Source organism: Streptomyces sp. NPDC057424 (assembly GCF_042803315.1).
In the GTDB taxonomy this organism is placed as follows: domain Bacteria; phylum Actinomycetota; class Actinomycetes; order Streptomycetales; family Streptomycetaceae; genus Streptomyces.
The window spans coordinates 53813-74513 of record NZ_JBHVCP010000001.1; the positions used below are offsets into that span (position 1 = coordinate 53813).

The following is a 20701-nucleotide window of genomic DNA, read 5'->3' on the forward strand; positions in this document are numbered from 1 at the left end:
GGTCGGTCCGCATTCGGACGCTGGTGGCGGAGCAGGCGGCCCGACGAGGTGCCCGGGTGGGTGTGGTGGATGTGTGCACCGCGGCCGTGGCCGAGCTGCCGGTCAGCGGGGCCGGGCTGTCGGCGATGTCCCGGACCGGGCCGAGCCACCCGCTGTGCAGCACCGACGACATCAGCGAGCAACTGGAAGAGCTCCAGCTCACGCTGGGCGAGGGGCCCTGTGTGGACGCCTTCCTGCACGGCTCGGCCGTCCTGACACCCGATCTGCTCACCCGTGACCTGCAGGACCGTTGGATGGTCTTCGCCGAGGCCGCCCTGGAAGCCGGGGCACGCGCGGTGTTCGCACTCCCTCTGCAGATGGGGGCGATCAGTCCGGGAGTTCTGGACCTGTACGCCCGCGTTCCGGTCCGGTTGAACGCAGAGGAACTGGCAGACGCGTTGGCGTTCGCCGATCTCGCGACTCTGGTGCTGCTCGACACGCGAATCGACGAGACGGGCGGGCCGCGCAGCACCCCCGCCGAGGACCTGGGCGCGTACCGGGCGGAGATCGACCAAGCCAGCGGCATCCTGACCGTCCAGCTCGGCGTCGGCATCGAGGAAGCCTTCGTCCGGCTTCGTGCCTACGCCTACGCGCAGGGGCGTCGGCTCGCCGACGTGGCCGCGGACGTGGTGGCCCGTCGGCTCCGCTTCTCCCCGGACACGGAACCGGACCAGGCGGATGACGAAACCTGACGCATTGGTGCCGACCGAGAAACGTGCCGTACTTCCCGCCGCTTCAGGCAGGGACTAGTCTCAATCGAGGGTGCCCACGATGGATCAACAGCTTCTGGCCAAGACCTTCGTCGAGCTGGCCGACAACCTGGTCGCCGACTTCGACCTCATCGACTTCCTGCGCCTGCTGACCGACCGCTGCGTCGGCATGCTCGACGCGAGCGCCGCCGGGGTGCTGCTCGCCGACCGGGACGGCAAACTCCGCGTCATGGCCGCATCCGACGAACAGGTGCGCCTGCTGGAGCTCTTCCAGCTCCAGAACGATCAAGGCCCCTGCCTCGATTGCTTCCGCACCGGCGCACCGGTGATCATCCACGACCTGACCCGGGAGGTCGATCGCTGGCCGCGCTTCGTCACGGTGGCCCACCGCAGCGGATTCGGCGCCGTCCAGGCCCTGCCCATGCGCCTGCGGGACGAGACGGTGGGCGCCCTGAACCTTTTCCGCGCCGCGCCTGGCCCCTTCGATCCGGCCGCCACACTCGTCGCCCAGGCCCTGGCCGACGTCGCCACCATCAGCCTGCTGCAACAACGCACCACTCAGCGCAGCACGGTGCTCAACGAACAACTGCAGACGGCGCTGAACAGCCGGGTGCTGATCGAACAGGCCAAGGGGAAACTCGCCGAACGCCAGGGCATCGACATGGAGCAGGCGTTCACCGCGCTGCGCGGCTACGCCCGCGCCCACAACCGGCGCCTGGCCGATGTGGCCCGCGCCCTCATCGACGACTCCGAACCCCTCGCCGACCTGGATTCCTGACCCACGCCCGGCGGGGCCCGCCACTGCCCTGCGCCGTCCTCGACCAGACGGCGGTGGGAAGGCCGCCTGCCGGTTCTGGCCACCGCGGGGCACTGCCGGCTTCTCCGCTGAGCGCCGAGCCCGCGCCCTGGCGGTCCGGTGCCGCCCGTGCACCCGGGACGTCGTCACCCTGTCCGCCTCGGACAGGGTTCGCCGTTCGCGTTCGGGCAGCGCCGGCAGCAGCGGGCGAAGCGCCTCACGGTTGACGATCAGATCGCAGCCGGGCTCCAGGCCACCGAGCGTACCGGCAGTGGATGGCTGGGCTCGGAGCGACCGGGTACCGGCGTCCAGGAACACTGCGCGCCGGGTACCGGCGTCCAGGGACACTGCGATGGAAGCCTCCAGCGCCCCCTCGCCCAGCCGTACCTGCGACTCGGTGAGCCCGGCGTGCGCGGTGTTCTCGTGGACGGAGGGGCCGCGACCGTAGAGCGAAGCGCACTCGTTCCCCGCGGCGGACCCGGCCACGCAACTCCCGTACGCGCCGAGGCACATGCATGCCCCATCTGAAGCACACCCGGCGGGTCCCCGGGCTGTCCGCTCTCAACAGGGCCGCGGTGTTTGAGCTCCACGAGGCGGGCTGCACAGCAGAGGCGTCCGACGGCCGTGCTGGACGAAGGCACCGGAGAGAACTCACAGCTTCCGGTACCGTCCGCTGGGCACATGCGCCGTCATCTCCGGTCCGCCGCCCGGAGGCGCCTCAGTGCTCGGCGCAGTTCGCGCTGTATCGGTTCCGGGAGCGTCCGGTCCTTCGTCGTGGCGACCAGAGCCTCAGCCACGTCGCGGAGCTTGATGTTGCAGTGCTGCGACACGTCCACCAGGAGGTCCCAGGCCCGGTCACTGGGACACGGCGCCAGGGCCATCATCATGCCGCGCGCCTGGTCGATCACCTCACGGCTCGCCAGCGCTCGCCCCAACTGCTCGTTCTCGGCGCGCAGTTCGACGACCTCGGCGAGTAGAACCGTGTCCTCCGCCGAAGGCGCAGTTCTCGATATCCGCTGTTCTTCACGGGGCGTGGTCACCGGGTGCATGGTCCGTACCTCACAGGGCAGTCATCCCGTCCACAGGTGATCAGCGACGCGCCAGTTGCCGTTCCCCGGCCGCACCGGGCTCGTAGGTCAGTCCGTAGTGCTTGAAGATCGCTTCCTCCTGCCCGGCGGGCAGGACGTCGTCGGTACCGATCGAGGGGGCCTGTTTCACCAGCGTTCTGACATAGCCGACCTTGAGATAGTCAGGCCCGGCGATCGCGTCCTCAAGGGGGACGAAGACCAGACGGCGCCGGGTGGGCAGCCCGGTCCGTACCGTGGCCATGGCCGGCTCGTCGGTGGTGGTGTCCACATAGACCGCCTCGAGGACACCGATCTTGTGCGACTCGGTGTCGACGACATCGCGGTTGCGCCATTCTCGGACGTCGGCTGCGTGAATCATGGCCTCTCCCTACCTGTACGACCCGCCAGGTCGTCGTGAGTCGCACTCCTGGTCTTCCACGTGAAATCGCCGCACCCTACGACGCAGCGCCCGCTGCATCCGCTCCGGGAGCGGCCTGTCCTGCCAGGCGGCGGCCAGGGACGCGGCCACCTCCGGAAGTCTGGCGTCGCACTGCCGTGAGACGTCCACCAGCCCCGGTTCCCACCACTCCTGCGGGATCATGGTTGTGCGTTGCATGACATGCACCTCTCGACGATCGCGAGGTGTCCTGTCTGGCTGGAGCCGTCCCGGAATCCGTGGCTGCCGGTCCGCCCCACGGGTCACCCGCGGTGTTCGTGGTCCCGACGGTCCTCGCGTCGCCAACGTGCCCGGTTCTGACGGCTGTAGCGGCGGTCCCAGCGTTCCCGACGATCCCGGCGCTCCCGATAGTCCCGGTAGTCCCCGAGATCGGAGCTGCCGCTACGGCTCCCGCCCCCGCCGCGATCGCGGCCGTGGCGGGTGACGCCGTAGACCAGCACCGCCGCGGCCACCCACCAGATGGGATTGAGGAAGCCGAAGCCGAACAGGACCACGATGAGGATGAGGAGCAGAACGAACACGGTGGGCCTCCCCGGGAGCGGAACACAGCATCGAAACCGGGGACTGGGGCCTCACACCACAGCGTAGCCCTACCCGAGGGTTGGGGATACCGTGCGACGTCAGCGTGGCATGGATGGGTACTTGACGCCTGTTGGGGAACCGCGGCAAGCAGCGGCAAGCACTAGCGTGCGACATGCCGCCTCTGCCCCCGGCAAGGGCACACCGCCGACGCGCTCCCCGGAGGGCGCATCGTGAGCGTCAGTGTGAGAGTTCGCCGCGTCACGAGCGCGGCCGTTCCCGCACGCGCCCATCGTCAACGCGATCCCGGCGCGCCCGATGCGCCCCCAGCGGGCACCGATCTGCTGACGACGTCCGGGCAGCCGAGCGGGAGATCGGCGAGCGCGTGGCCCCGCAACAGCCGCCTCGTCCCCTCGCCGCGCAGACCACACGGGCCCCTCACGGTGTGGACCGCGGCGGCACAAGTGTCTGCTCTGTCTGCTCTCCGTGGGGCCTCCCGTCTCTCTCCCCCGCCCGTCAGCTCGTGCGTGGCCACAGTCGTCCCAGCGACCGGTAGGAGTGGTCCGGCAGCAACACTGCGTCCGCGTTGATCACCGCGCCGGAGAAGAACGACAGCCCCATGAGGATGGCGATGGTGCACGGCTCAGGCGAACCAACCGGCTGCGGGGCCGCCCTCATCTGCGCCGCTTCAGTGCGTGTGCCATGCGTGGGAGTTCCTCGTACAGCAGTCGGCCGACCAGCGCACCGCCGAAGGCGACGACACCGACACCGACCAGCCAGGACTGGATGATCAGGAAGGTTCCGACGGGTCCGTAGGTGACGGCGTTGGATACGATCAACGGCGAGAAGACGAGCCTGGAGAAGACCCTGAGGCCGAGCAGCCCGATCACCGTGGCCACGGCGCCGGGCAGCAGGGCACGCCAGCGGACCCTCCCGCCGAGCAGCAGACGCTGGGACCACCACAGGAACAGCACGGCGCTCAGCGACGCGACGGCCCCACCGGCCAGAGGCTCGCGCCGCAGCGTGGTGGTGGCGGAGACGAAGAGGTATCCGGTGAGGATGCCGAGCCACACCACATGTCGCCACCTGGCCCACCATCGGGCCGGCGGCAGGTCCCAGACCTTCTCATAGCCGGTCTGCAACGCCGCCCCGAAGGTCAGGCCGAATACGGCAAGGGCGGCGATACCGAAGGCGGTCGTGGTCCGCAGAGCCTGGCCGGGACGGGTGAACAACTGCTCGACCTGCCGCGTGGAGGCCGTCGACGCGCCGAGCCCTTCCCCCAGCCACTGCGCGAATCCCCGCCCGTGTCGGGGGTCGGCAGAAGAGACAATGATCAGCAGCGGCACCAGCGTGAGCAACCCCAGTGCCGCGAAGCCCAGCGAACGCGGCCACAGCTCGAGGTCCTTGCTCCGGCGCCATCCGCGCCCGACTGGAGAACGGCTGATCGCGCGGCGCTGCCGCCCGAACCAAGATGGACGGTCCGCGGCACCGGAAGGCTTCATCGGCATGACTGTCGACTACCACGGTCGATACCCTCACCGCGCGAGGGCGCGACGCAGAGGTTCCCCGACAGCCTGAAAGCACCCAGGGCTACCGGCCTCAGCGGGCCGCGACTGCCCGCAGGGGCGGCTCGTACCGCGTGAACGGTGCGTGAGCTCATGGCAGAGCACTGCCCGCCATGAGCGGGATCAAGAATCGTGCCGGACGGCGTCGACCTGCGAGGACGACACCACCCGGCATGAGCCGGCACCCCCGATCAAGGATTCGACACCACTCCTGAAGCGGGTACGGCAGGTCGAATCCTGCCGGGGCACAGAGAAACACCTGTTCAGAGGACCTGTCGTCCTAACGGGCGGCAGGGCTTTGGGGGCTCGTAGCACGCATGAGGTGCGCATCAGCGTATCGCCCACCAGTGGTCAGGCGGTGGGTGAAGACGGCTGGGGCTCGTCACTCCTCCGATTGAGGCGCTGACGCGGGCCAAACCTGAAACGTTATAGGTTCTGCTGGCCCTACTCCCTCCGACACAGTGGTACTGCTGGCTCCACGAGGGGCCGTCTGCGCCACAGACTTCAGGGGGAAGCATGAAGAAACTCCGCGCGCTGCGCACCAAGGTGGGGGTTTCCGCCGCAGCCGTCGCACTGTCCGGCGCCGGGCTCGGCCTGGCCACCGCGACGCCCGCCTCCGCTGCCTATGCGGGCTACTGCAACGGGTGGGTGGACGATGAGATCTCCAACTCCGGCTTCCACGCGAAGCTTCCGGCCTACAACGGGAACGTCAACTGCCAGATGTACAAGGGCGCGAGCAACCTCGGCGTCAAGGCTCTGCAGATCACGCTCAACAGGTGCTATGGCCGGAGCCTGGCCGAGGACGGAATCTTCGGCACCAACACCAAGACCGCGCTCATCTACGCGCAGGGGCAAGAGAAGATCGGCACGGACGGCGGCTACGGCGAAGAGACCCGTAACAACATCGAGTGGGCCTACCAGTACAGCGGCAACGGGCGTTGGAGCTGCTTCTGAGCGCCAACTACAACGCGTGACGGAGCAGACCAGTACAGCCGACTTGCGTAGAGGTAAAAGGGGGAACATGTACAAGCTCCGCGCGCTGCGCACCAAGGTGGGGATCTCCACCGCAGCCGTCACACTGTCCGGCGCCGGGTTCGGCCTGGCCACCGCGACGCCCGCCTCCGCCTACGCGGGCTACTGCAACGGCCAGGCGAGCAAGGCCATGTCCGGCGCCAGCCACCTCGTTGCCAAGCTTCCGGCCTATAACGGCAACATCGACTGCCAGATGTACAAGGGGGCGAACAGCTCCGGCGTGAAGGCTCTGCAGATCACGCTCAACAAGTGCTATGGCCGGAGCCTGGCCGAAGACGGAATCTTCGGCACCAACACCAAGACCGCGCTCATCTACGCGCAGGGGCAAGAGAAGATCGGCACGGACGGCGGCTACGGCGAAGAGACCCGTAACAACATCGGGTGGTACTTCAAGAACACCAGGAGTAGCGGCGGGACCTGCGCCTTCCTCTGACATGCGCCACCCGAGAGCACAGAGCCCCGGAGGTATCACCCTCTCCGGAGCTCTGCCCGTTGTACGCTCAGCGGTCGGCCTTCGACCGTGTTGGCGACGCGCTCAGCGCTGACAGCAACGATGAGGGCGAGAAGGACGGCGAGGGAGGGGCACCGGTCGCTGTCTGGGCTACAGATCCTCTTGCCCTCCTAAGACCGTGTCCTATGTGGTGAGGCGGTCGTTGGTTCGGTCACCTGGGGTTTCTCCCCAGGGAAGGCGCCCTGTTCGGCCTCGGGCTCTTCGTCCGGGGCCGTTTGCGTGAGTGCTCTGCAGCAGCGGCGGCCAACTCCCCGCCCTTCTCACCGAGTCGACGTGAGGGGCCGGTGCCGGGTCGTCCAGGCCACTCGCGAAAGCGGGGACCGTGCGGCCCCTGGGGCGATGCTGTATGAGCAGTCGCGTAGGAGTCGCACCAGGCGGCCTCGCGACTTCGCGGTGCTGGAGAAGAAGTGACGACGCACGTCAGCGACTCAGGAGGCTCAGGGGGATCAGAGGGCTCAGGGGTTCGCCGGACCTGCTCGATTGCTGTGTCCGGGCAGTCGCCGACCTGTTCCTCGGCGTATCGGCGCCAGGCGCGTCGCTGGGGCGCAGGGCGGCGTCCGCGGAGCCGTCGGTGACGGCGAGGTCGCTGCCGCCGCGCGAGCCCGGCGGCGGGTCGGGTCCTACCGGTAGTGGATGCGGCGGGGGATCGCGAAGTACTGGCCGTATGCGCTGAGGTAGTCGTCGAGGAGTTCGCGCAGTTTGCGGGCCTCCGCCGGGAGCACCGCCGAGAAGGCGGCCCACCCGGTGAAGGTCACTTCGTGCGGCAGGTCGACGAGACCGGTGATCGCGTCCCAGAAGGCGTTCCAGTTCCGGCCGTAGAAGTCGGGGAACATCAGCTCCCGCTGAAGGAGCCGTTGGAGTTCCTCCGCGTCCCGCACCTCGGTCAGGTCGATGACCGGTGAGTCGGGGACCGTGGGTTCCGGTTCGTTTGTTCCGTCTGTCTCGTCCGTCATCACGGGCGGGGTCCTTCAGTAAGTGCCGACGAGATCGACGGTCCTGTAGTGCTCGGTGGTCATGTACAGCAGGCCGTTGTCGGAGGAGAGCAGTCGCGTGCCCGGCTGCTTGGACCGCCTCATGATATTGGTCAGGCCGACATCGGCCTCGTACCACACACGCCCCGACTTGGTGGGCAGACCGATGGAGGCGAGGTCGCGGCAGATGTCGCCGTCCATCTGGCCACCCGGCAGGTGCTTGCCGAGCGCCTTGCCCGGTTCCCAGCCCTTATGGGCGGGCCTGGCTCTTGGTCACGCGGTGCGAGGGGTGGGGCGGGTTCCCCCGCATCACCTGGACCATCCGGCCAGTGGTCTTCCTGCCCCTCGCGCACCGCTGCAGCACTGACCTTCGAGCCTGCGCACACGACTTCCCACCCAACTCGAGCACGCAACGCCTCCACTGATGCACGATGGTTCGACGCTGATGGACGAGCATGCGTGGAAACGAGGGAGAGATCTGTGTCCGAAGAGCCCGGCGGCGTAGTCGTCTATTGGCGGCCCATGTGCATGTACTGCATGAAGCTGCTTACCCAACTGCGCTTCACCCGGCTCCCATACACCAAGGTGAACATCTGGCGAGACCCGGACGCGGCGGCATTCGTCCGGTCGGTCGCCGACGGGAACGAGACGGTGCCCACCGTGACCGTGGCCGGCCGGGCAATGGTGAACCCCTCGAAGCGAGAGCTCCTGGAAGCGGTCGAGATCCACGCGCCGCACCTGCTGCCCAAGAGCGGCTGACCGCGCTTCGACCGGACCGGACAGACCCCGCGCTGCCGTGTCTGGTCCCAGGTGATGTTTGACGGCGGTCCTGGACACCATCGGAATGACCGTTCCCACCGCGCTGCCCCCTCTGCACTCGGACCGGCCCCACCCGGGCCCGCCCGGCGGCACGCTAGCGGCAGCGGGCATGAAGTGGGGAGACTCCCCCTGCGGCTGGGGCGGTCGGCTCCACCCGAGCTCTACCAACGCGGCAGCGGAGTCACATCCCAACGGTAACCGATGGCATTCATCATCGACCGGAAATGCGCGACCACTCGCACACGCACATCAGCGTACTTCTCGGCGATGGCCTCAACGTCGCGAATCGAGAGTTCGCGCACTTCTGGCTCATCCCTTTGCTTGCTTCGGAAGCAGTAGTAAATGGGAGTCCCATCGCTGACGTTCCCCCATGGACGGCCGGCCCACTCCTCGTAGGCAATTGGGTCCCTGAGCCAGACACCATGGACCACGGCGTTCCGGAGCCTCCTCAGCAGGCCGAGCTCCCCGATGATCGAGATGAGCTTTTCATGCTCTTCTTTCGCCCACTTACGGTTGACCGGGTCAACGAGCTTGAGCAACTCCTTTGGGGTGGTGGCGAGCCATTCGCTGGTCTGCCCTTCAAACAGGATCCAGACAACATCCGAAGCTTCCCCGAGGAGGTCTCCAATTAGCTCCCTCAACAGCTCATCCATCAAAGCGCTTTCGCGTACAACTTTTCCGATGGCGAGCGTAAGGTCGTCGTCATTGACGAACCAGAACCGATCTTCCATTCTTCTCTTCCTCTTCGCGAGCTCCTCGCAGTGTCCCTGACTCTTCCGAAGAGCGCACCGGAATTCCGGCACAAGCCATGCCACGACCTCCAGCCGTTCCTCAAACGCACGGTGCCCTCCCTGGGCCGTCCTGGCGCCGTGGAAGGGCGGCCTTCCCAAGCTCGAGCCTCAGTCGGATACCTGGTGCGGCTGTCGCTCCTCGCCGTTCAAGGCGTTGCTGATCTCGCGCAGACGCGCCTCCGGCAGAGCGAAGGCGTTGCAGGGGTTTCGGTAGGAGTGCCCGCCGTCGTTGATCCAGACGGCGTCCGCCAGCCTCCAGCGGGCAGGCTCCCACTGGCCCTGGTTCTCCAGGAGCATCCCCGCTACTTCGGCGGGCTCTTCAATCAAGGTGAGAGCGGCAAGCGCGGCAGCGAGGGAAAACGTCGCGTCCTCGGGAAGCCGCGCATCACCGAGGGTGGGGAAGAGCAGCAGGAGGCGAGCTTCGGTATCGTCAACTCCCTTTGGCGTCTGCTGTCCAGCAGCGGACAGCAGTTCCAGCCAGGCCGTGCCGGGCCCCATGAAGTGGCCATCGTCCACTGCGAGGGTTTCCGCCGCGGGCCAAGCCGGGTGATGTATCAGGTAGTCCACCCCTCGTTCTCCGTCGAAGTTGCGGTAGACGACGTAGATGGTGTGGCCCGAACGCAGGGGCACGCTGAACACTGGCCACTCATGGTCAGCGGACAGTGCGCGATACAGCTCCATGGCCGCGTTCCAGTCGGCACCGAACGCAGCCCGTTGCGCGTTCTCCCCACGCAGGCAGGTACCGAGGTGCACCGGCCAGAACAAGGGATCGTCCAGATAGGCGCTCCCCTCGATCAAAGGGCCACCTTCGTATCCCGGGATCCGCAGCATCCGATGATCATGGCAATATGCCGGCGCAGATGGAACCCGTATGGTTCCCCGCATGGTGACTGCGACTGTCCGTGAGTGGCGCGACGAGGAAGGGTGGGGCGTGCTCGACTCCCCGGAGACGCCCGGCGGTTGTTGGGGCCACTATTCCCACCTCCAGATGGAGGGGTTCCGCACGCTGTCGCCGGGACAGCGGGTGGACCTCCGGTGGGAAGCCCCTGGCTTCAAGCAGGACGGGTACGACTACCGGGCGGTGAACATCGTGCCTCGGCCGGTCTGACATCCACACCTGACATCAACGACGGCAGACAGCGGCGGCAGCACCGGCGCGCGGTCCGTCACGACTGGCGCGGGCGCGCGGTACGAGCCGGGCTGTGGCATCGGCGGTCGCCGGGCCGGCCTCGGGGAGCGGGCTCGTGTACGTGCCGGACGTGAGGGTCGGGCCCGGCCGCGGCGCCGAGGGGCGCGGCACCGTGGCGGAGGTCGTGGAGCCGGACCGGCGGGAGGCCGATCTCCGTCGTACAGCGCGACGAACCGCCGTGTGACGTCGGCGGGGTGGAGCATCTCGCGGGTTCGCGTGAGCCCGCCGACGTGACAGGAGGTCCGGGTGCGGGGCCGTCGGGAAGTCAGCTACTCGGAACCAGTGATCGCAGCCGGCCACCGTCCTGACGGGTGGCGCCTCAGCGTGGCCTCGCATGTGGCGCTGCGGCGAGCGGTGTGGGGAAGGCCGAGCGGGCGGCTTCCACGGCGGCTGCCGAGATGTAGAGAGTGAACGTCTGCTCCTTCCGCAGGAGTTTCGTCCCCACCCAGTGGAAGGGGTTCTCCGGGCCGCCCGCGGGCGCGGTCTCGGCGCACTGGGCGACCAGGCGCTCCACCCGCCGGAACAGGCCCGGTGCGAGGGCGGTGCGCAGACGGTCGGTGATGTCCTCACGGCGCGGGGCGTAGTGGTTGCTGGGGAGGTACACCGTGGCGTCGTCGGGGCGGTCGGGCCGGCGCGAGGTCATGCTCCAGCACAGGGTCGGCCGCAGCCCGGCCCCCGCGAGCGCCGCCGATCCGTCGACGGCCATGTGCTCCACGAAGTCCGCCGCGGCACGGCCCGCCGTGTCCGACAACGCCGATGTCCGCGCGGCGAGTTCGGCGGCGGAGCGCTCGTGCACCGTGGTGTAGAACTTGACCCGGGCGTCGGCGGACTCCTGGAGGTCGAGTGCGAAGACCGCCGGCATGAGGGCGGCGACGCCCGCCGGGTCGTGCCGTCGCACCCAGTCCCACGCGGGGCCGTGGCCGAGCCGGTGGAGGGCCTGACCGATCAGCTCCTGGTGCTGTCCGGTGCCGGCCGCGAAGGTGTCGAAGTAGACCTTGACACGGTCGATCCCCTGCGCCGCTGTGGACGCCGCCAGGCACATGCCGAACGACGCCTGCCCGCTGCGGGGCCGGAAGTGGTCGCCGAGATCCCGGGCCCGCTGCAGGTGGGCGAGGCCTCGCCGTTCGAGTTCCGCGAGGGTGTGCCGGCCCGCGTCCCAGCTCGCCTCCGCGGTCGTCGTACCCGCCGCGGCCAGCGGCCGGTAGAAGAGCCGGACGTCGACGCGGTCGCCGCTGAGCACCAGCGAGTACTCGAACGGGGCGGGCGCGCCGGGCTGCCCGGGCTCGGCGGGGCCGCGCGTGGAGCGGTGGCCCCAGCCGCCGAAGAGCACCGACACGGTCTCCTCGGCGGACGCGTCGAAGGCTGGGCCCAGTTCGAGGACCTGCCCGAGGTGTCGGAGGCCGCCGACCGCCTGCTCGGCGTAGCCGGGCAGGGCCCTGGCAGCCGGGGTCATGAGGCCACGCGCGCCGGCAGGTAGGGCTCGACGTCGATCCCCGGGTACATCTCCGACAGGTGCTTGATGGTCTCCTCGGTCCAGTAGTCGTCGCCGGGAGGCGGGAAGCCCAGCAGATGACGCTGGCGCGGCTCCAGCTCGATCATCAGGTCGCGGAAGGTGCCCCAGTCGGGGTGCGCCGGGCGCAGCGACCACAGGTGCTTGTCCGTCCAACGGGCCTGCGCGCCGTGGATGTTGAAGAACAGGGCGAGTCGGCGGCCGAGGTGTTCGTGGTAGGCGGAGCCCCGGTGGACGATGTCCCCCACGAACAGCAGCAGGGAGCCCTTGCCGGCCACGACGGGACGCTCCCGCTCGTAGAGCTCGGGGTACGCCTCCTTGCTGTAGGCGCCGGTGCCCTCGGGGGTGAGCAGCGGAACGCCGAGGTGCGCGGCGCGGTCGACGACGTAGGTCGGAGCGGTGTCCTCCGTCACGTCGGTCAGGTAGAGGATGCCGTACACGCGCTGGTAGACGCCGTCGGCGCGGGGGTGCACCAGGCTGCTCGCCGCCCAGGCATCGTTGTGCAGCCTCTGGTCCTTGCTCTCGCCGTACGCCGTCCCGTACTTGGCCTGGATGAACGAGCTCGTCATGCGCAGGTCGGTGGTGCCCAGCAGTTCCTCGACGACGCTGATCACGCGGAGGTCGAGGGGGTGCCGGTTGAGGGCGTTGCTGGTGAAGGGGAACGGGACCGCGTGCTTGAGGGCGGCCACGTCGTCGGCGGTGCTGTCGTCGGCCTCGGGGTCGGGGAAGTACGTCTCGATCGCCGCGACGGCCTCGGTCAGGGCATCGCCCGTCAGGAAGTCGGGGACGAGTGCGTATCCCCTGGTCGCCAGCTCTGCCGCGATGCTCTTGGGGTCCATGGTCACTTTCCCCTCCCGGTGGGGTGGTTCGCTCGGCTCCGCCGGTTGTGGGGGCAGGAGATGACGATGTTCTTCTGGAAGGCGTCGAGCCGCAGTGACTCGCCGACCGGCCGCCCGTCGACCTCGATCCAGGCGTGCGCCGCGAAGGGCATGAGGCTGACGCCGGACACCCAGTCCGGCCAGCTGCCCCGCAGGCGGGCCAGGACCGCCGCCGCGACCGACCGTTCCAGGCAGTACTGGCCGGCGGCCCGGCGGCTGACCGAGACGACGTCGCTGCGTGCGCGCAGGGCCTCGGCTTGGGTGGCGGGCCGGGCACCGCGGCTCAGCCGCCGCAGTGCCCACTCCATCCTCGCCGGACTCAGGGTGATGAGGAGGCGGCCGGCCGCGACCGCCAGCAGTGGGAGCGGCCTTCTGTGCAGGGGCAGCGGGGTCCGCGGCTCCAGCGTCATGGGCAGTGTCATGTCAGACCAGTACTCCCGTAGTCCGCATGGTGGTGATCAGCTTCTGGACGTCGTCCGGGATCCGGTCCGCCGCCTTCGGGTACCGGGCCTGGAGCGCGCTGACGACGGCCGCCGTGGACTGCCCGGCGGAGAGCATCTCGAAGACCGTGACGGCCATCGGGTTGAGCCGGAAGTACGTGCCGGACTTCTTGTCCAGCAGCACGGCCGCGTCCTCGTCCTTGGTGAGGACCACGTGGGGAGAGATTGTCAGCATGGGAAAGCCAGTCGTCCGTTCGTGAGTCGTCCGTTCGCGAGGGGCCCGTTCGCGAGGGGCCCGTCCGGCCGGGCGTCCGGCGCGCCGGCCGTCACCGGCCGCGGGGCCGTGGTGTGTTCGGCGACGGCCCGCATCCAGGCCTCCGCGGCGACGGTCAGTTCCAGGGCGTTCGTCTCGTACTCCGGGCGCATGGTGTCCCGGATCGTCGACCGCAGCCGGTCGATGTCCACCAGGCCGTGCTCGGCGAGCAGCGAGTCCTCGAACAGGCCGAGGAGGGTCTTGCGGTTGCGGGCCAGCCCGCGGTGGACCGACATGCTGAACTCGCCCTTGGTGGAGCGGGAGAGCGCGGTCCTGGATGCGTCCACCCGCATCGCGGCCTTGAGCGCGGGCTTGAAGCCCTGGCCCGGCTGCGCCTCCGCACGGGAGATCGCCAGCGCGGCTTCGAGCACCTTGTCGTCCATGTACGGAAGCGACAGCAGGATGCCCTGGTGCTGCATGAGCGCGCGCAGCGGGCCGAGCCGCTGGCCGCCGATGCGGTGACCGGCGACGCAGGTGTGCACCGAGCGGGTGGGGGCCTGCGGGGTGCGGCCGGAGTCCCCGGCGTGGGCGAGCGAGCGGATCGCCTCGGCGCCCGCGCCCGTGGACCAGGGGGTCACCCGCAGCTGCGGCCCCCAGTCGACGGTCGGGCCGATGGTGTCCGGGCGGGGCAGGTGCAGGCTGCGCAGCTGCTCCTCGAACCAGCCGGTGTACGACTGCTGCCGCGCCAGCGCGCGCAGCACGGACGGCAGGGTCCAGCGGCGCAGCCGGGCCAGGTCGCGTATGCCGCGGACGGCCTTGAGAGGGGATGTCGCGTACAGGTCGCTGAAGTAGGAGGGCGCCACCGTGAACAGTTCGTCGCCGCCGAAGCCGCCGATGTGCACGGTGGCCCCGGTGTCCGCGAAGATCCGCGACATGGCGATCTTCCGGGTGCGGTTGCGGATCAGGGTGTACGGCTCGCCGAGCCCGTAGGGCACCGACTGGACCAGTCCTTCGTCGGGGTCCCAGATGCCGTCGTACGGGCCGGGGACGTCCTCGGGCCGCAGGACCGTCAGGTCACGGCCGATCTCCCGGGCGGCGATGGCCGCCCATTGGGCGTCGTCGTGGTTCGGGTCGATGGTCTGCTCGACGAAGGACTGGAAGGGCGCGCCCTGTTCGGCCATGAGGAAGCAGAGCGATGTCGAGTCCATGCCGCCGGAGAGGTCCGCGGACAGGCCGTCGGCCGTGGCGACCCGGACGGCGACCGCCTCGTCCAGCGCGGCCCTCAGTCGTGGAGCGCCTTCGCGGATCGGCAGGTCCGAGGGCGGCGGCGTCCACCAGGTGGAGCGCTCGACCCGGCCGCCGGTCACGCGCAGTCGCTGGTCGGCGGGGAGCCGGCGCACGCCGGTCCAGTAGGTGCCCTCGGTCAGTCCGTAGTCGAAGCCGGGGTGGACCATGCCCCAGGCGACCATCTCGATCCGTGGGGTGCTGCCGGCCAGCCGGGCCAGGATCTCCGCCGAGTCGGACACCGCGTAGGGCTCGGTGTCCCGCGGCTGGGCGTAGTACACCTGGCGCAGGCCGGACGCGCTGCCCTGGACGTACAGGGAGCGGCCGTCCGTGTACAGGACGTGGAAGCTGCCCGCGAGGTCGTGCGCCGCGGCCATGAGGCCGTCGACGTCGTCGTGGCGGTCGAGAAGGCGTGCCAGACGCCCCGCTTCGGCGTCCGTCTCACCGAAGAGCGCGAGACGTCTGGCACCGGCTTCCGCAACGATCAGGCGCGCATGCGAGACGTCGGCGACGACCCACGTCCGGCCTGATGCATAAGTCAGCGTTGCGGTGTCATCGGCTATTCCAGCGAGACCCGGGAATGCACCTTCGACGTTTTCCGGGAAAGCGACGAACCACGACGCACCCACGGTGTCCCCCTTTCCTGGCCGAATAACATGTGCCGTTATCAGATGATGGCTACGCCCTCACCGTCATTGCTGGCCCAGCCGTACCACATGGTGAGTTCGGAGAACTCGCCGACGGGCAGCATCTCGGGCGCCTCGTATTCAACGATCTCGTTCTCGATCATTTTCGCACTCCTTTCTTTGAAGAGTCGACAGGAACCCTAACCACGGCTCCGTGCACGAAGCAAGGAAGTTTTTCCGGGGATGACTTTCGCTCCCGGGCCGGAAATCGCAGGTTTAGAGGCGGGGTGGCTGGAACGAACATGTACGGTTTTCGGCCAATGAAAGAAAGGTGGTGACCGGCCTCGTTGGAGGCGGTCACCACCTGAGGTGGGACGGGAGTGATTCGCTCGCGTGTCCGATTACGATCGTCAGGACGTCATCGAGCGGGCGTCGTGCTGGGGTGCCGGGGCCGCGTTTCGGTCTGGTCGCCCGGCACCGGTTGGCTGGAAGATGCCACCGTGACCGTGAGATACACCTGCAGGGCCCCGGCCCAGACGAGCGCCGACCCCAAGAGGTGGAGGGTGACGGCCAGTGCGGGCAGGCCGGTCAGTGACTGCACCAGCCCGACGGCTCCCTGCGCCAGCACGGCCGCCAGGAAGAACACCGTCTTGCGGCGGGCCTCGGCGAAGCCGTCCCTGGGCAGGGCGTACAGCAGGTAGCCCGTGACCCCCAGGACCGCGGCGGCCAGCAGCCCGTGGACGATCGTCACCACCGTCCAGTCCAGGGGCATGCGGGGCACGTCGGAGGAGTCGCCCGCATGCGGCCCGGAGCCGGTGGCGAGGGTGCCGACGACCATCAGGAGGGCGTTCACGGCGAGCAGGGCGACGGAGGCGGTGCGGCAGGACGGCGGCAACGCGGCCGGCGGCGGCCCGGTCTCCCCGTGGCGGCGGGCCTGGTACCAGGTGATCACCGCGGTCGTGAGCAGCAGCATCGCGGCGAGGAAGTGGGCGGCGACGATGTACGGGCTCAGCCGCATCCAGACGGTGATGCCTCCGACCACCGCGTTCAGCACGACGACCCAGAACTGCGCCCAGGCGCCGCGCAGCACCGTCGGCATCGGGGTGCGCTGGAGCCGGGCCGTGATGATGACCCAGCCCACGACGGCGCACAGGACACCGGTGAGCAGCCGGTTGCCGAACTCGATGACACCGTGCAGCCCCATCTCCGCCGTCGGTGCCAGGGTGCTGCCCGTGCACGTCGGCCACTCCGGGCAGCCCAGGCCGGAGCCCGTGACGCGGACGATGCCGCCGGTGACGACGATGGCGATGCTGGCCACGACCGACGCCAGCGCCGCCCGTTGAACGCTGCGCGGCCCGAGCGAGTACCGGCCCGCCAGCCAGGAGAGTGGTGTCTGCACGACGGTCCCTTCCGTGCTCTGGTGCTTCGGGCGCCAGCGTATGTGCCGGGTCAGGGAGGGCGGCCCGATCCGGACAGGGCCCGCCGCGGGCGGGCACTGCCGCGTACCGCGTGGGGGACGTCGCTCCCCTCCGGGCCGGGCCAGCCGTTCCGGGGACGCCCGCCGCGACGAGGTCCTCCGGAAGCGGAAGCCCGAGCGGGCCGGACGAGGTCCTCCGGGAGCCGGAAGCCCGAGCGGGCCGTAGGGGAAGCCGGCCCCGATCGCGCCGGGCACGACGACGTCGCCGCGCCCGGCTCGGCCCCCGTCGGCCGGCCTCCACAGTGCCGTCAGCGGTGAGGCCTCGGCGGTGTTGCCCAGCGTGCCGGCGGTGACGGGGACTTGGCCGGGTACGGCGCCGGCCCCGCGTCCGATGTGCCGCACCGGATCGGCGTTCGCCTGGTGGACGGCGAAGCCGGTCACCTCGTTCACCGTGACACCGGCAGGCGCGAGCGCCTCGGTCAGAGGCTTCGGCACGCGGGGCATCGCCGGTCGTCGCCGGTCATCGGCCCCGCAGCACCACGTTGCCGTCCATGAGGGTGTACGGCGGCCTGGTCGTCGGAGTCGTCGACGTCGGCACCTCAGGGTCCGGACGCCAGGCCCTCGCCATCCGGACGCCGTCCGGGCAGACGTGGCGTCAGGCCGAGTAGACGTAGCGTCAGGCCGGGGATCCGCGGGGTTTCCGATGCCGAGGCGCTCGGCGAGGCTCACACTTGGTGAGTCGGCGGTAGTCGAAGAGACATGCCGGCGATGGCGACGAAGGCGAGAGGATTCACCGACGCAGGCGCTCGGTCGCTGTCACCCACAGCTGCCACGCCCCGGGATACACTGCTCCGCTCCGCCCTGACTGGAGGTCACCTGAGTGCTCCGCGCACGGGTACTTGCCGGCGCTCCGCCGGCTCTGGTGATTCTCGCCCTGTCCGGCTGCTCCTCCCTTTGGGACTGCACCGACACGACGGCGGAGCGCGGTGACGCCGCTGTCAGGGTGCAGGTCGAGGACACGTCTGGGCGGCCCCTCAGCGTCACCGCCGAGGTCGTTGACTGGCGTCTCGAGCCCCACCCGCAGGTGCCCGCCGAAGGCGACCAGGTCCACTTCCACTACCGCTTCAACGGCGCCGGCGAAAGATCCGGCCCCGCGGTGGACGCCTGCGCGGTCGATGAGGAGCGCGTGGCGTTGGGATGTCAGACGGTCCATTCGTCCGAGGCGTTCGGGCCGGACGGTGACCTCACGGGCGACGGCTGGCTCACCGTCGAGCACCCCGAGCAGGTTGCCGAGGTGCTGTTGGTCCCCAATGACCAGTCCTACGACAGACGAACCTGCGAGCAGGACATCAAGGACGGTGGCGGGCCGCATCCTCCGGAACCAGCCGGCATGGGGGACCAGCTGTAAACCGTCATGAGGGCTTTCCGGCAGCTTCCGATCCTCCGGAAAAGGGCGGCGATCGCCGATATGACCGCTGCCACGAGTAGCGCATCGCGGTAGTTCCCGTGCGCCAGGAGAGACAGCAGGGCCAGAATGTCGGGGCCTTCCTCTTGCTGGTGCTGACGCTTCATCCAGGGAGAATGAGGGCGAACTGGATTCCGTGACGGTTGAGGTGGCACCATCAGGGTCGCCGGACACCTGCGAGTCCGAGTCCGTGTCCTCGCCCGTCCGCCCTCGAGCCGGTGTGGGAGGCCGATGCACAGGTCACGGGCGGGACGAAGAGGCGGAGCCGACGGCCCACAGCAGCAACTCCTCGAAGGGTGTGTCCATGCGGCTGGCCTTGAAGACGACGGACCCTGCGCGAAACCGGTCCCTGCGCAGGGTCCTCATCACACTTCTGGTTGCGGGCTCCGTCGCCGCCCTGGCGATCGGCTGTATCGCGGTGGTCAACGCGCTGAACGAGCCGGAGCTCCGGGTACGCGGCATCCCGAGCGGCGGCGTACTGAACGCCGCCGCGCTCTCCGAGGCCACGCTCACGGTGGACGTGGTCGATCGCAACGACTACGAGGCGCTGAGCGATGAGGCGCTGCGCAATGTCGAGGTCAGGCTGAACGGCGAAATCGTCCCCACTCTGTGGGTCGGAAGCCACCGGGTGCTCGATGTGCGGGCGTTGCCGGACGGGGAGTACGAACTGACGGTGACCACCGACCCGGGCCTGCTCTCGCGCGAGATCAGTCTCAGTCGTCGCTTCGTCGTGGACACCACCCAGTCCTGACCTGCCCGGGGGGCACCACGCATTGCGCCGCTGATCTGGGTCTTCTCCCTCGGGGAGGCGCTCTGTTCGGCCTCGGACTCCTCGTCCGGGGCCGTTTTGCGTGTGCGCCAGGTGCTGTTCGGCCTGTGGCGGTTCCGTATGCGGCAGGTCCGGCCGTCGGGTCCCCTTTCCGGTTCAGGCCAGACCGAACTTCTCGGCGTGCACCTGCCGTGCGGGTACCTGCAGGTCTCGCAGGCCGGAGAGCACGGCCCTGGTCATGGCGGGCGGGCCGCAGACGTACACGTCGCGTTCGGTGATGTCGGGGACCAGCCGGTGCAGGCTGTCCGAGCCGAACGGCGGGGTGCCGCCCTCGCCGGTCCTGCCGGTGAGCAGGTGCAGCCGTCCGCCCCGGAGCGCGACCAGGTGGCGCACCTCGTTCAGCAGCACGGCGTCGGCCTCGCTGCGCACCCGGTACAGCACGACGACGTCGCCGGCCGTCTGCTCCTCCAGCATGGCGCGCACGGGCGTGATCCCCACGCCGCCGGCGATCAGCAGGGTGCCGGGACTGGTCCGGTGCAGCGAGGTGAACGCCCCGTACGGTCCCTCGACGAAGGCGCGGCTGCCGACCGGGACGTTCCGCAGGCCGGCGCTGGTGCTGCCCGCCGCCTTCGCCGTGAGCCGCAGCCCTTGTCCGCCCGGCGCCGCCGACAGGGAGAAGGGGTTGGCCAGCCACCAGTGGTTGTGCCCGGGGAACCGCCAGATGCAGAACTGGCCTGCCCTGGCCGGGAGTTTGTCGAGGTGTCGGCCGGTGACGTACACGGAGACCACGTTGTCCGACTCCGGTACCACGGCCGCGACGCGGAACCGGTGGTAGGCGTTGCGCCACAGCGGCAGGGCGACACGCCCGGTCAGCAGGGCGCCGAAGGCGAACAGCCACAGAATCCACCAGTAGGCCGTGGCGAACGCGGAGGACGTGAACGTCGTGGTCTCCTGCAGCTGGTGGACGAACGACAGGCCCAGGGCCACGTAGAGCAGCAGGTGCAGACCGTGCCACACCTCGTACCGCAGCCGTCGCCGCAGGGGCCGGGTGGAGATCACGGCGATGACGACGATGACGGCCGCGGCGAGCATGCCCAGCAGGGAGGCCGGCACCCCGCTCAGTGCGACGAACGTCTTCCCCATGGACGCGTCGTCGAGGTTCGCGTAGCCGAGCACCACCAGCGTGGCGTGGGTGAGGACCGTCCACAGCAGCGAGAAGCCGACCCAACGGTGCCACCCCGTGAGCCGGTCCATCCCGATGCGACGGTCCAGCCACGGCAGCCGGGCCACCAGCAGAAGTTGGAACAGCATCAGCAGGGCTGCGTGCAGTCCGAAGAACTTGGCGACCGTGAGCACGCCGTTCTTTCCTGAACCGGCGCTGAGGAACAGCGCCTCGACGATCGCCGTGTTGACGAGGACGAAGGTCCACATCGCCCAGCGTGCCGCGTTTACCGGAAGCACGGTGCCTCTGCGCACCGTGTTACTCACCGCCGCCATGGTTGCCTCTCATCCCCCCTGGCCGCAGTGCTCGCGGCCCGTGTGCACAAACCCCGTGAAGACCGAGGAATTCAGCCGGATGCGCACCTCGATCGG

At 69.3% G+C, this 20701-nt stretch carries 25 protein-coding genes; 8 read left to right on the plus strand and 17 right to left on the minus strand.

All coding sequences use genetic code 11. The features are described 5' to 3' along the window. The first annotated feature begins 56 nt into the window (after positions 1 to 56). Both ACFU3E_RS00280 and ACFU3E_RS00285 read left to right on the plus strand, forming a co-directional pair. The gene (locus ACFU3E_RS00280) at positions 57 to 731 is read left to right on the plus strand and encodes an ANTAR domain-containing protein (RefSeq protein ID WP_384149622.1); all 675 of its coding nucleotides are present in this window, start codon (positions 57 to 59) and stop codon (positions 729 to 731) included. A 79-nt stretch (positions 732 to 810) separates the two neighbouring features. After that, on the plus strand, positions 811 to 1527 hold the full coding sequence (locus ACFU3E_RS00285; RefSeq protein ID WP_384149625.1) for an ANTAR domain-containing protein: 717 nt from the start codon (positions 811 to 813) through the stop codon (positions 1525 to 1527). A gap of 707 nt (positions 1528 to 2234) precedes the next feature. On the opposite strand, the gene ACFU3E_RS00290 is transcribed toward ACFU3E_RS00285, so the two are convergent. The 5 genes from ACFU3E_RS00290 to ACFU3E_RS00310 all read right to left on the minus strand — a co-directional run bounded on the left by ACFU3E_RS00290 (position 2235) and on the right by ACFU3E_RS00310 (position 5096). Then, positions 2235 to 2594 carry an ANTAR domain-containing protein gene (locus ACFU3E_RS00290; RefSeq protein ID WP_384149628.1) on the minus strand — a complete coding sequence of 120 codons (360 nt, stop codon included), beginning with the start codon at positions 2592 to 2594 and terminating at the stop codon, positions 2235 to 2237. Positions 2595 to 2634: 40 nt separating this feature from the next. Then, complete coding sequence (locus ACFU3E_RS00295) at positions 2635 to 2991, minus strand: PRC-barrel domain-containing protein (RefSeq protein WP_384149631.1); 357 nt, start codon at positions 2989 to 2991, stop codon at positions 2635 to 2637. A gap of 9 nt (positions 2992 to 3000) precedes the next feature. Then, positions 3001 to 3228: a hypothetical protein gene (locus ACFU3E_RS00300; protein ID WP_384149634.1), complete on the minus strand. Its 228-nt coding sequence runs from the start codon at positions 3226 to 3228 to the stop codon at positions 3001 to 3003. A gap of 83 nt (positions 3229 to 3311) precedes the next feature. Continuing rightward, entirely contained in the window at positions 3312 to 3590 is a 279-nt protein-coding gene (locus ACFU3E_RS00305; RefSeq protein WP_384149637.1) for a hypothetical protein, read from the minus strand. Positions 3591 to 4262: 672 nt separating this feature from the next. Beyond that, a complete protein-coding gene (locus tag ACFU3E_RS00310; protein ID WP_384149640.1) occupies positions 4263 to 5096 on the minus strand; it encodes a ribonuclease BN in 834 nt (277 codons plus the stop codon). Between the two features lie 573 nt (positions 5097 to 5669). Between ACFU3E_RS00310 and ACFU3E_RS00315 the strand changes: the two genes are divergently transcribed. Both ACFU3E_RS00315 and ACFU3E_RS00320 read left to right on the plus strand, forming a co-directional pair. Continuing rightward, positions 5670 to 6107: a peptidoglycan-binding domain-containing protein gene (locus ACFU3E_RS00315; RefSeq protein ID WP_384149643.1), complete on the plus strand. Its 438-nt coding sequence runs from the start codon at positions 5670 to 5672 to the stop codon at positions 6105 to 6107. 67 nt (positions 6108 to 6174) lie between these two features. Beyond that, positions 6175 to 6618, plus strand: a complete 444-nt coding sequence (locus ACFU3E_RS00320) for a peptidoglycan-binding domain-containing protein (RefSeq protein ID WP_384149646.1) — start codon at positions 6175 to 6177, stop codon at positions 6616 to 6618. A gap of 698 nt (positions 6619 to 7316) precedes the next feature. On the opposite strand, the gene ACFU3E_RS00325 is transcribed toward ACFU3E_RS00320, so the two are convergent. Then, positions 7317 to 7649: a barstar family protein gene (locus tag ACFU3E_RS00325; protein ID WP_384149650.1), complete on the minus strand. Its 333-nt coding sequence runs from the start codon at positions 7647 to 7649 to the stop codon at positions 7317 to 7319. Between the two features lie 15 nt (positions 7650 to 7664). Further along, positions 7665 to 7868, minus strand: coding sequence for a hypothetical protein (locus tag ACFU3E_RS00330; RefSeq protein WP_384149653.1), 204 nt, complete (start codon positions 7866 to 7868; stop codon positions 7665 to 7667). A gap of 279 nt (positions 7869 to 8147) precedes the next feature. Here ACFU3E_RS00330 and ACFU3E_RS00335 point away from each other — a divergent pair, with 279 nt between their 5' ends. Next, positions 8148 to 8426, plus strand: coding sequence for a glutaredoxin domain-containing protein (locus ACFU3E_RS00335; protein ID WP_384149656.1), 279 nt, complete (start codon positions 8148 to 8150; stop codon positions 8424 to 8426). Between the two features lie 221 nt (positions 8427 to 8647). On the opposite strand, the gene ACFU3E_RS00340 is transcribed toward ACFU3E_RS00335, so the two are convergent. Continuing rightward, positions 8648 to 9301: a hypothetical protein gene (locus tag ACFU3E_RS00340; RefSeq protein ID WP_384149659.1), complete on the minus strand. Its 654-nt coding sequence runs from the start codon at positions 9299 to 9301 to the stop codon at positions 8648 to 8650. Between the two features lie 84 nt (positions 9302 to 9385). Further along, a complete protein-coding gene (locus ACFU3E_RS00345; RefSeq protein ID WP_384149662.1) occupies positions 9386 to 10108 on the minus strand; it encodes a hypothetical protein in 723 nt (240 codons plus the stop codon). Positions 10109 to 10160: 52 nt separating this feature from the next. Between ACFU3E_RS00345 and ACFU3E_RS00350 the strand changes: the two genes are divergently transcribed. Then, positions 10161 to 10385 (plus strand): cold-shock protein, encoded by a 225-nt coding sequence (locus tag ACFU3E_RS00350; protein ID WP_384149665.1) that lies wholly within the window; start codon positions 10161 to 10163, stop codon positions 10383 to 10385. Between the two features lie 400 nt (positions 10386 to 10785). Here ACFU3E_RS00350 and ACFU3E_RS00355 read toward each other — a convergent pair whose 3' ends face one another. The 7 genes from ACFU3E_RS00355 to ACFU3E_RS00385 form a co-directional block, all read right to left on the minus strand. Next, complete coding sequence (locus ACFU3E_RS00355) at positions 10786 to 11919, minus strand: tryptophan dimethylallyltransferase family protein (protein ID WP_384149668.1); 1134 nt, start codon at positions 11917 to 11919, stop codon at positions 10786 to 10788. Beyond that, positions 11916 to 12815, minus strand: a complete 900-nt coding sequence (locus ACFU3E_RS00360; RefSeq protein WP_033308454.1) for a phytanoyl-CoA dioxygenase family protein — start codon at positions 12813 to 12815, stop codon at positions 11916 to 11918. Before ACFU3E_RS00360 ends, ACFU3E_RS00355 begins: the two co-directional genes overlap by 4 nt. A gap of 2 nt (positions 12816 to 12817) precedes the next feature. After that, a complete protein-coding gene (locus ACFU3E_RS00365) occupies positions 12818 to 13276 on the minus strand; it encodes a lasso peptide biosynthesis B2 protein (protein WP_384149671.1) in 459 nt (152 codons plus the stop codon). Position 13277: 1 nt separating this feature from the next. After that, positions 13278 to 13529, minus strand: coding sequence for a lasso peptide biosynthesis PqqD family chaperone (locus tag ACFU3E_RS00370; protein WP_078625271.1), 252 nt, complete (start codon positions 13527 to 13529; stop codon positions 13278 to 13280). Further along, positions 13523 to 15208 (minus strand): asparagine synthase-related protein, encoded by a 1686-nt coding sequence (locus tag ACFU3E_RS00375; RefSeq protein WP_384149674.1) that lies wholly within the window; start codon positions 15206 to 15208, stop codon positions 13523 to 13525. The genes ACFU3E_RS00370 and ACFU3E_RS00375 overlap by 7 nt, the downstream gene beginning before the upstream one ends. A 290-nt stretch (positions 15209 to 15498) precedes the next feature. After that, on the minus strand, positions 15499 to 15621 hold the full coding sequence (locus tag ACFU3E_RS00380) for a lasso RiPP family leader peptide-containing protein (protein ID WP_106974329.1): 123 nt from the start codon (positions 15619 to 15621) through the stop codon (positions 15499 to 15501). A gap of 254 nt (positions 15622 to 15875) precedes the next feature. Then, entirely contained in the window at positions 15876 to 17369 is a 1494-nt protein-coding gene (locus ACFU3E_RS00385; RefSeq protein ID WP_384149678.1) for a COX15/CtaA family protein, read from the minus strand. 385 nt (positions 17370 to 17754) lie between these two features. Between ACFU3E_RS00385 and ACFU3E_RS00390 the strand changes: the two genes are divergently transcribed. Together ACFU3E_RS00390 and ACFU3E_RS00395 are read left to right on the plus strand one after the other, a co-directional pair. Beyond that, positions 17755 to 18282, plus strand: a complete 528-nt coding sequence (locus ACFU3E_RS00390) for a hypothetical protein (protein WP_384149681.1) — start codon at positions 17755 to 17757, stop codon at positions 18280 to 18282. A gap of 361 nt (positions 18283 to 18643) precedes the next feature. Then, entirely contained in the window at positions 18644 to 19090 is a 447-nt protein-coding gene (locus ACFU3E_RS00395; protein WP_384149684.1) for a hypothetical protein, read from the plus strand. Positions 19091 to 19264: 174 nt separating this feature from the next. Here the strand turns inward: ACFU3E_RS00395 and ACFU3E_RS00400 are convergent, their stop codons facing one another. After that, positions 19265 to 20605: a ferric reductase-like transmembrane domain-containing protein gene (locus ACFU3E_RS00400; RefSeq protein WP_384149687.1), complete on the minus strand. Its 1341-nt coding sequence runs from the start codon at positions 20603 to 20605 to the stop codon at positions 19265 to 19267. Positions 20606 to 20701: the final 96 nt, after the last annotated feature.

Excerpts from the sequence above, each read along its gene's own strand:
- ACFU3E_RS00325 (WP_384149650.1), bottom strand. The coding sequence starts at position 7,649 with ATGACGGACGAGACAGACGGAACAAACGAACCGGAACCCACGGTCCCC.
- ACFU3E_RS00355 (WP_384149668.1), bottom strand. The coding sequence starts at position 11,919 with ATGACCCCGGCTGCCAGGGCCCTGCCCGGCTACGCCGAGCAGGCGGTC.
- ACFU3E_RS00290 (WP_384149628.1), bottom strand. The coding sequence starts at position 2,594 with ATGCACCCGGTGACCACGCCCCGTGAAGAACAGCGGATATCGAGAACT.
- ACFU3E_RS00310 (WP_384149640.1), bottom strand. The coding sequence starts at position 5,096 with ATGCCGATGAAGCCTTCCGGTGCCGCGGACCGTCCATCTTGGTTCGGG.
- ACFU3E_RS00315 (WP_384149643.1), top strand. The coding sequence starts at position 5,670 with ATGAAGAAACTCCGCGCGCTGCGCACCAAGGTGGGGGTTTCCGCCGCA.
- ACFU3E_RS00350 (WP_384149665.1), top strand. The coding sequence starts at position 10,161 with ATGGTGACTGCGACTGTCCGTGAGTGGCGCGACGAGGAAGGGTGGGGC.
- ACFU3E_RS00380 (WP_106974329.1), bottom strand. The coding sequence starts at position 15,621 with ATGATCGAGAACGAGATCGTTGAATACGAGGCGCCCGAGATGCTGCCC.
- ACFU3E_RS00330 (WP_384149653.1), bottom strand. The coding sequence starts at position 7,868 with ATGGACGGCGACATCTGCCGCGACCTCGCCTCCATCGGTCTGCCCACC.
- ACFU3E_RS00320 (WP_384149646.1), top strand. The coding sequence starts at position 6,175 with ATGTACAAGCTCCGCGCGCTGCGCACCAAGGTGGGGATCTCCACCGCA.
- ACFU3E_RS00295 (WP_384149631.1), bottom strand. The coding sequence starts at position 2,991 with ATGATTCACGCAGCCGACGTCCGAGAATGGCGCAACCGCGATGTCGTC.
- ACFU3E_RS00375 (WP_384149674.1), bottom strand. The coding sequence starts at position 15,208 with ATGGCCGCGGCGCACGACCTCGCGGGCAGCTTCCACGTCCTGTACACG.
- ACFU3E_RS00360 (WP_033308454.1), bottom strand. The coding sequence starts at position 12,815 with ATGGACCCCAAGAGCATCGCGGCAGAGCTGGCGACCAGGGGATACGCA.
- ACFU3E_RS00345 (WP_384149662.1), bottom strand. The coding sequence starts at position 10,108 with ATGCTGCGGATCCCGGGATACGAAGGTGGCCCTTTGATCGAGGGGAGC.
- ACFU3E_RS00395 (WP_384149684.1), top strand. The coding sequence starts at position 18,644 with ATGCGGCTGGCCTTGAAGACGACGGACCCTGCGCGAAACCGGTCCCTG.
- ACFU3E_RS00370 (WP_078625271.1), bottom strand. The coding sequence starts at position 13,529 with ATGCTGACAATCTCTCCCCACGTGGTCCTCACCAAGGACGAGGACGCG.
- ACFU3E_RS00285 (WP_384149625.1), top strand. The coding sequence starts at position 811 with ATGGATCAACAGCTTCTGGCCAAGACCTTCGTCGAGCTGGCCGACAAC.
- ACFU3E_RS00400 (WP_384149687.1), bottom strand. The coding sequence starts at position 20,605 with ATGGCGGCGGTGAGTAACACGGTGCGCAGAGGCACCGTGCTTCCGGTA.
- ACFU3E_RS00300 (WP_384149634.1), bottom strand. The coding sequence starts at position 3,228 with ATGCAACGCACAACCATGATCCCGCAGGAGTGGTGGGAACCGGGGCTG.
- ACFU3E_RS00365 (WP_384149671.1), bottom strand. The coding sequence starts at position 13,276 with ATGACACTGCCCATGACGCTGGAGCCGCGGACCCCGCTGCCCCTGCAC.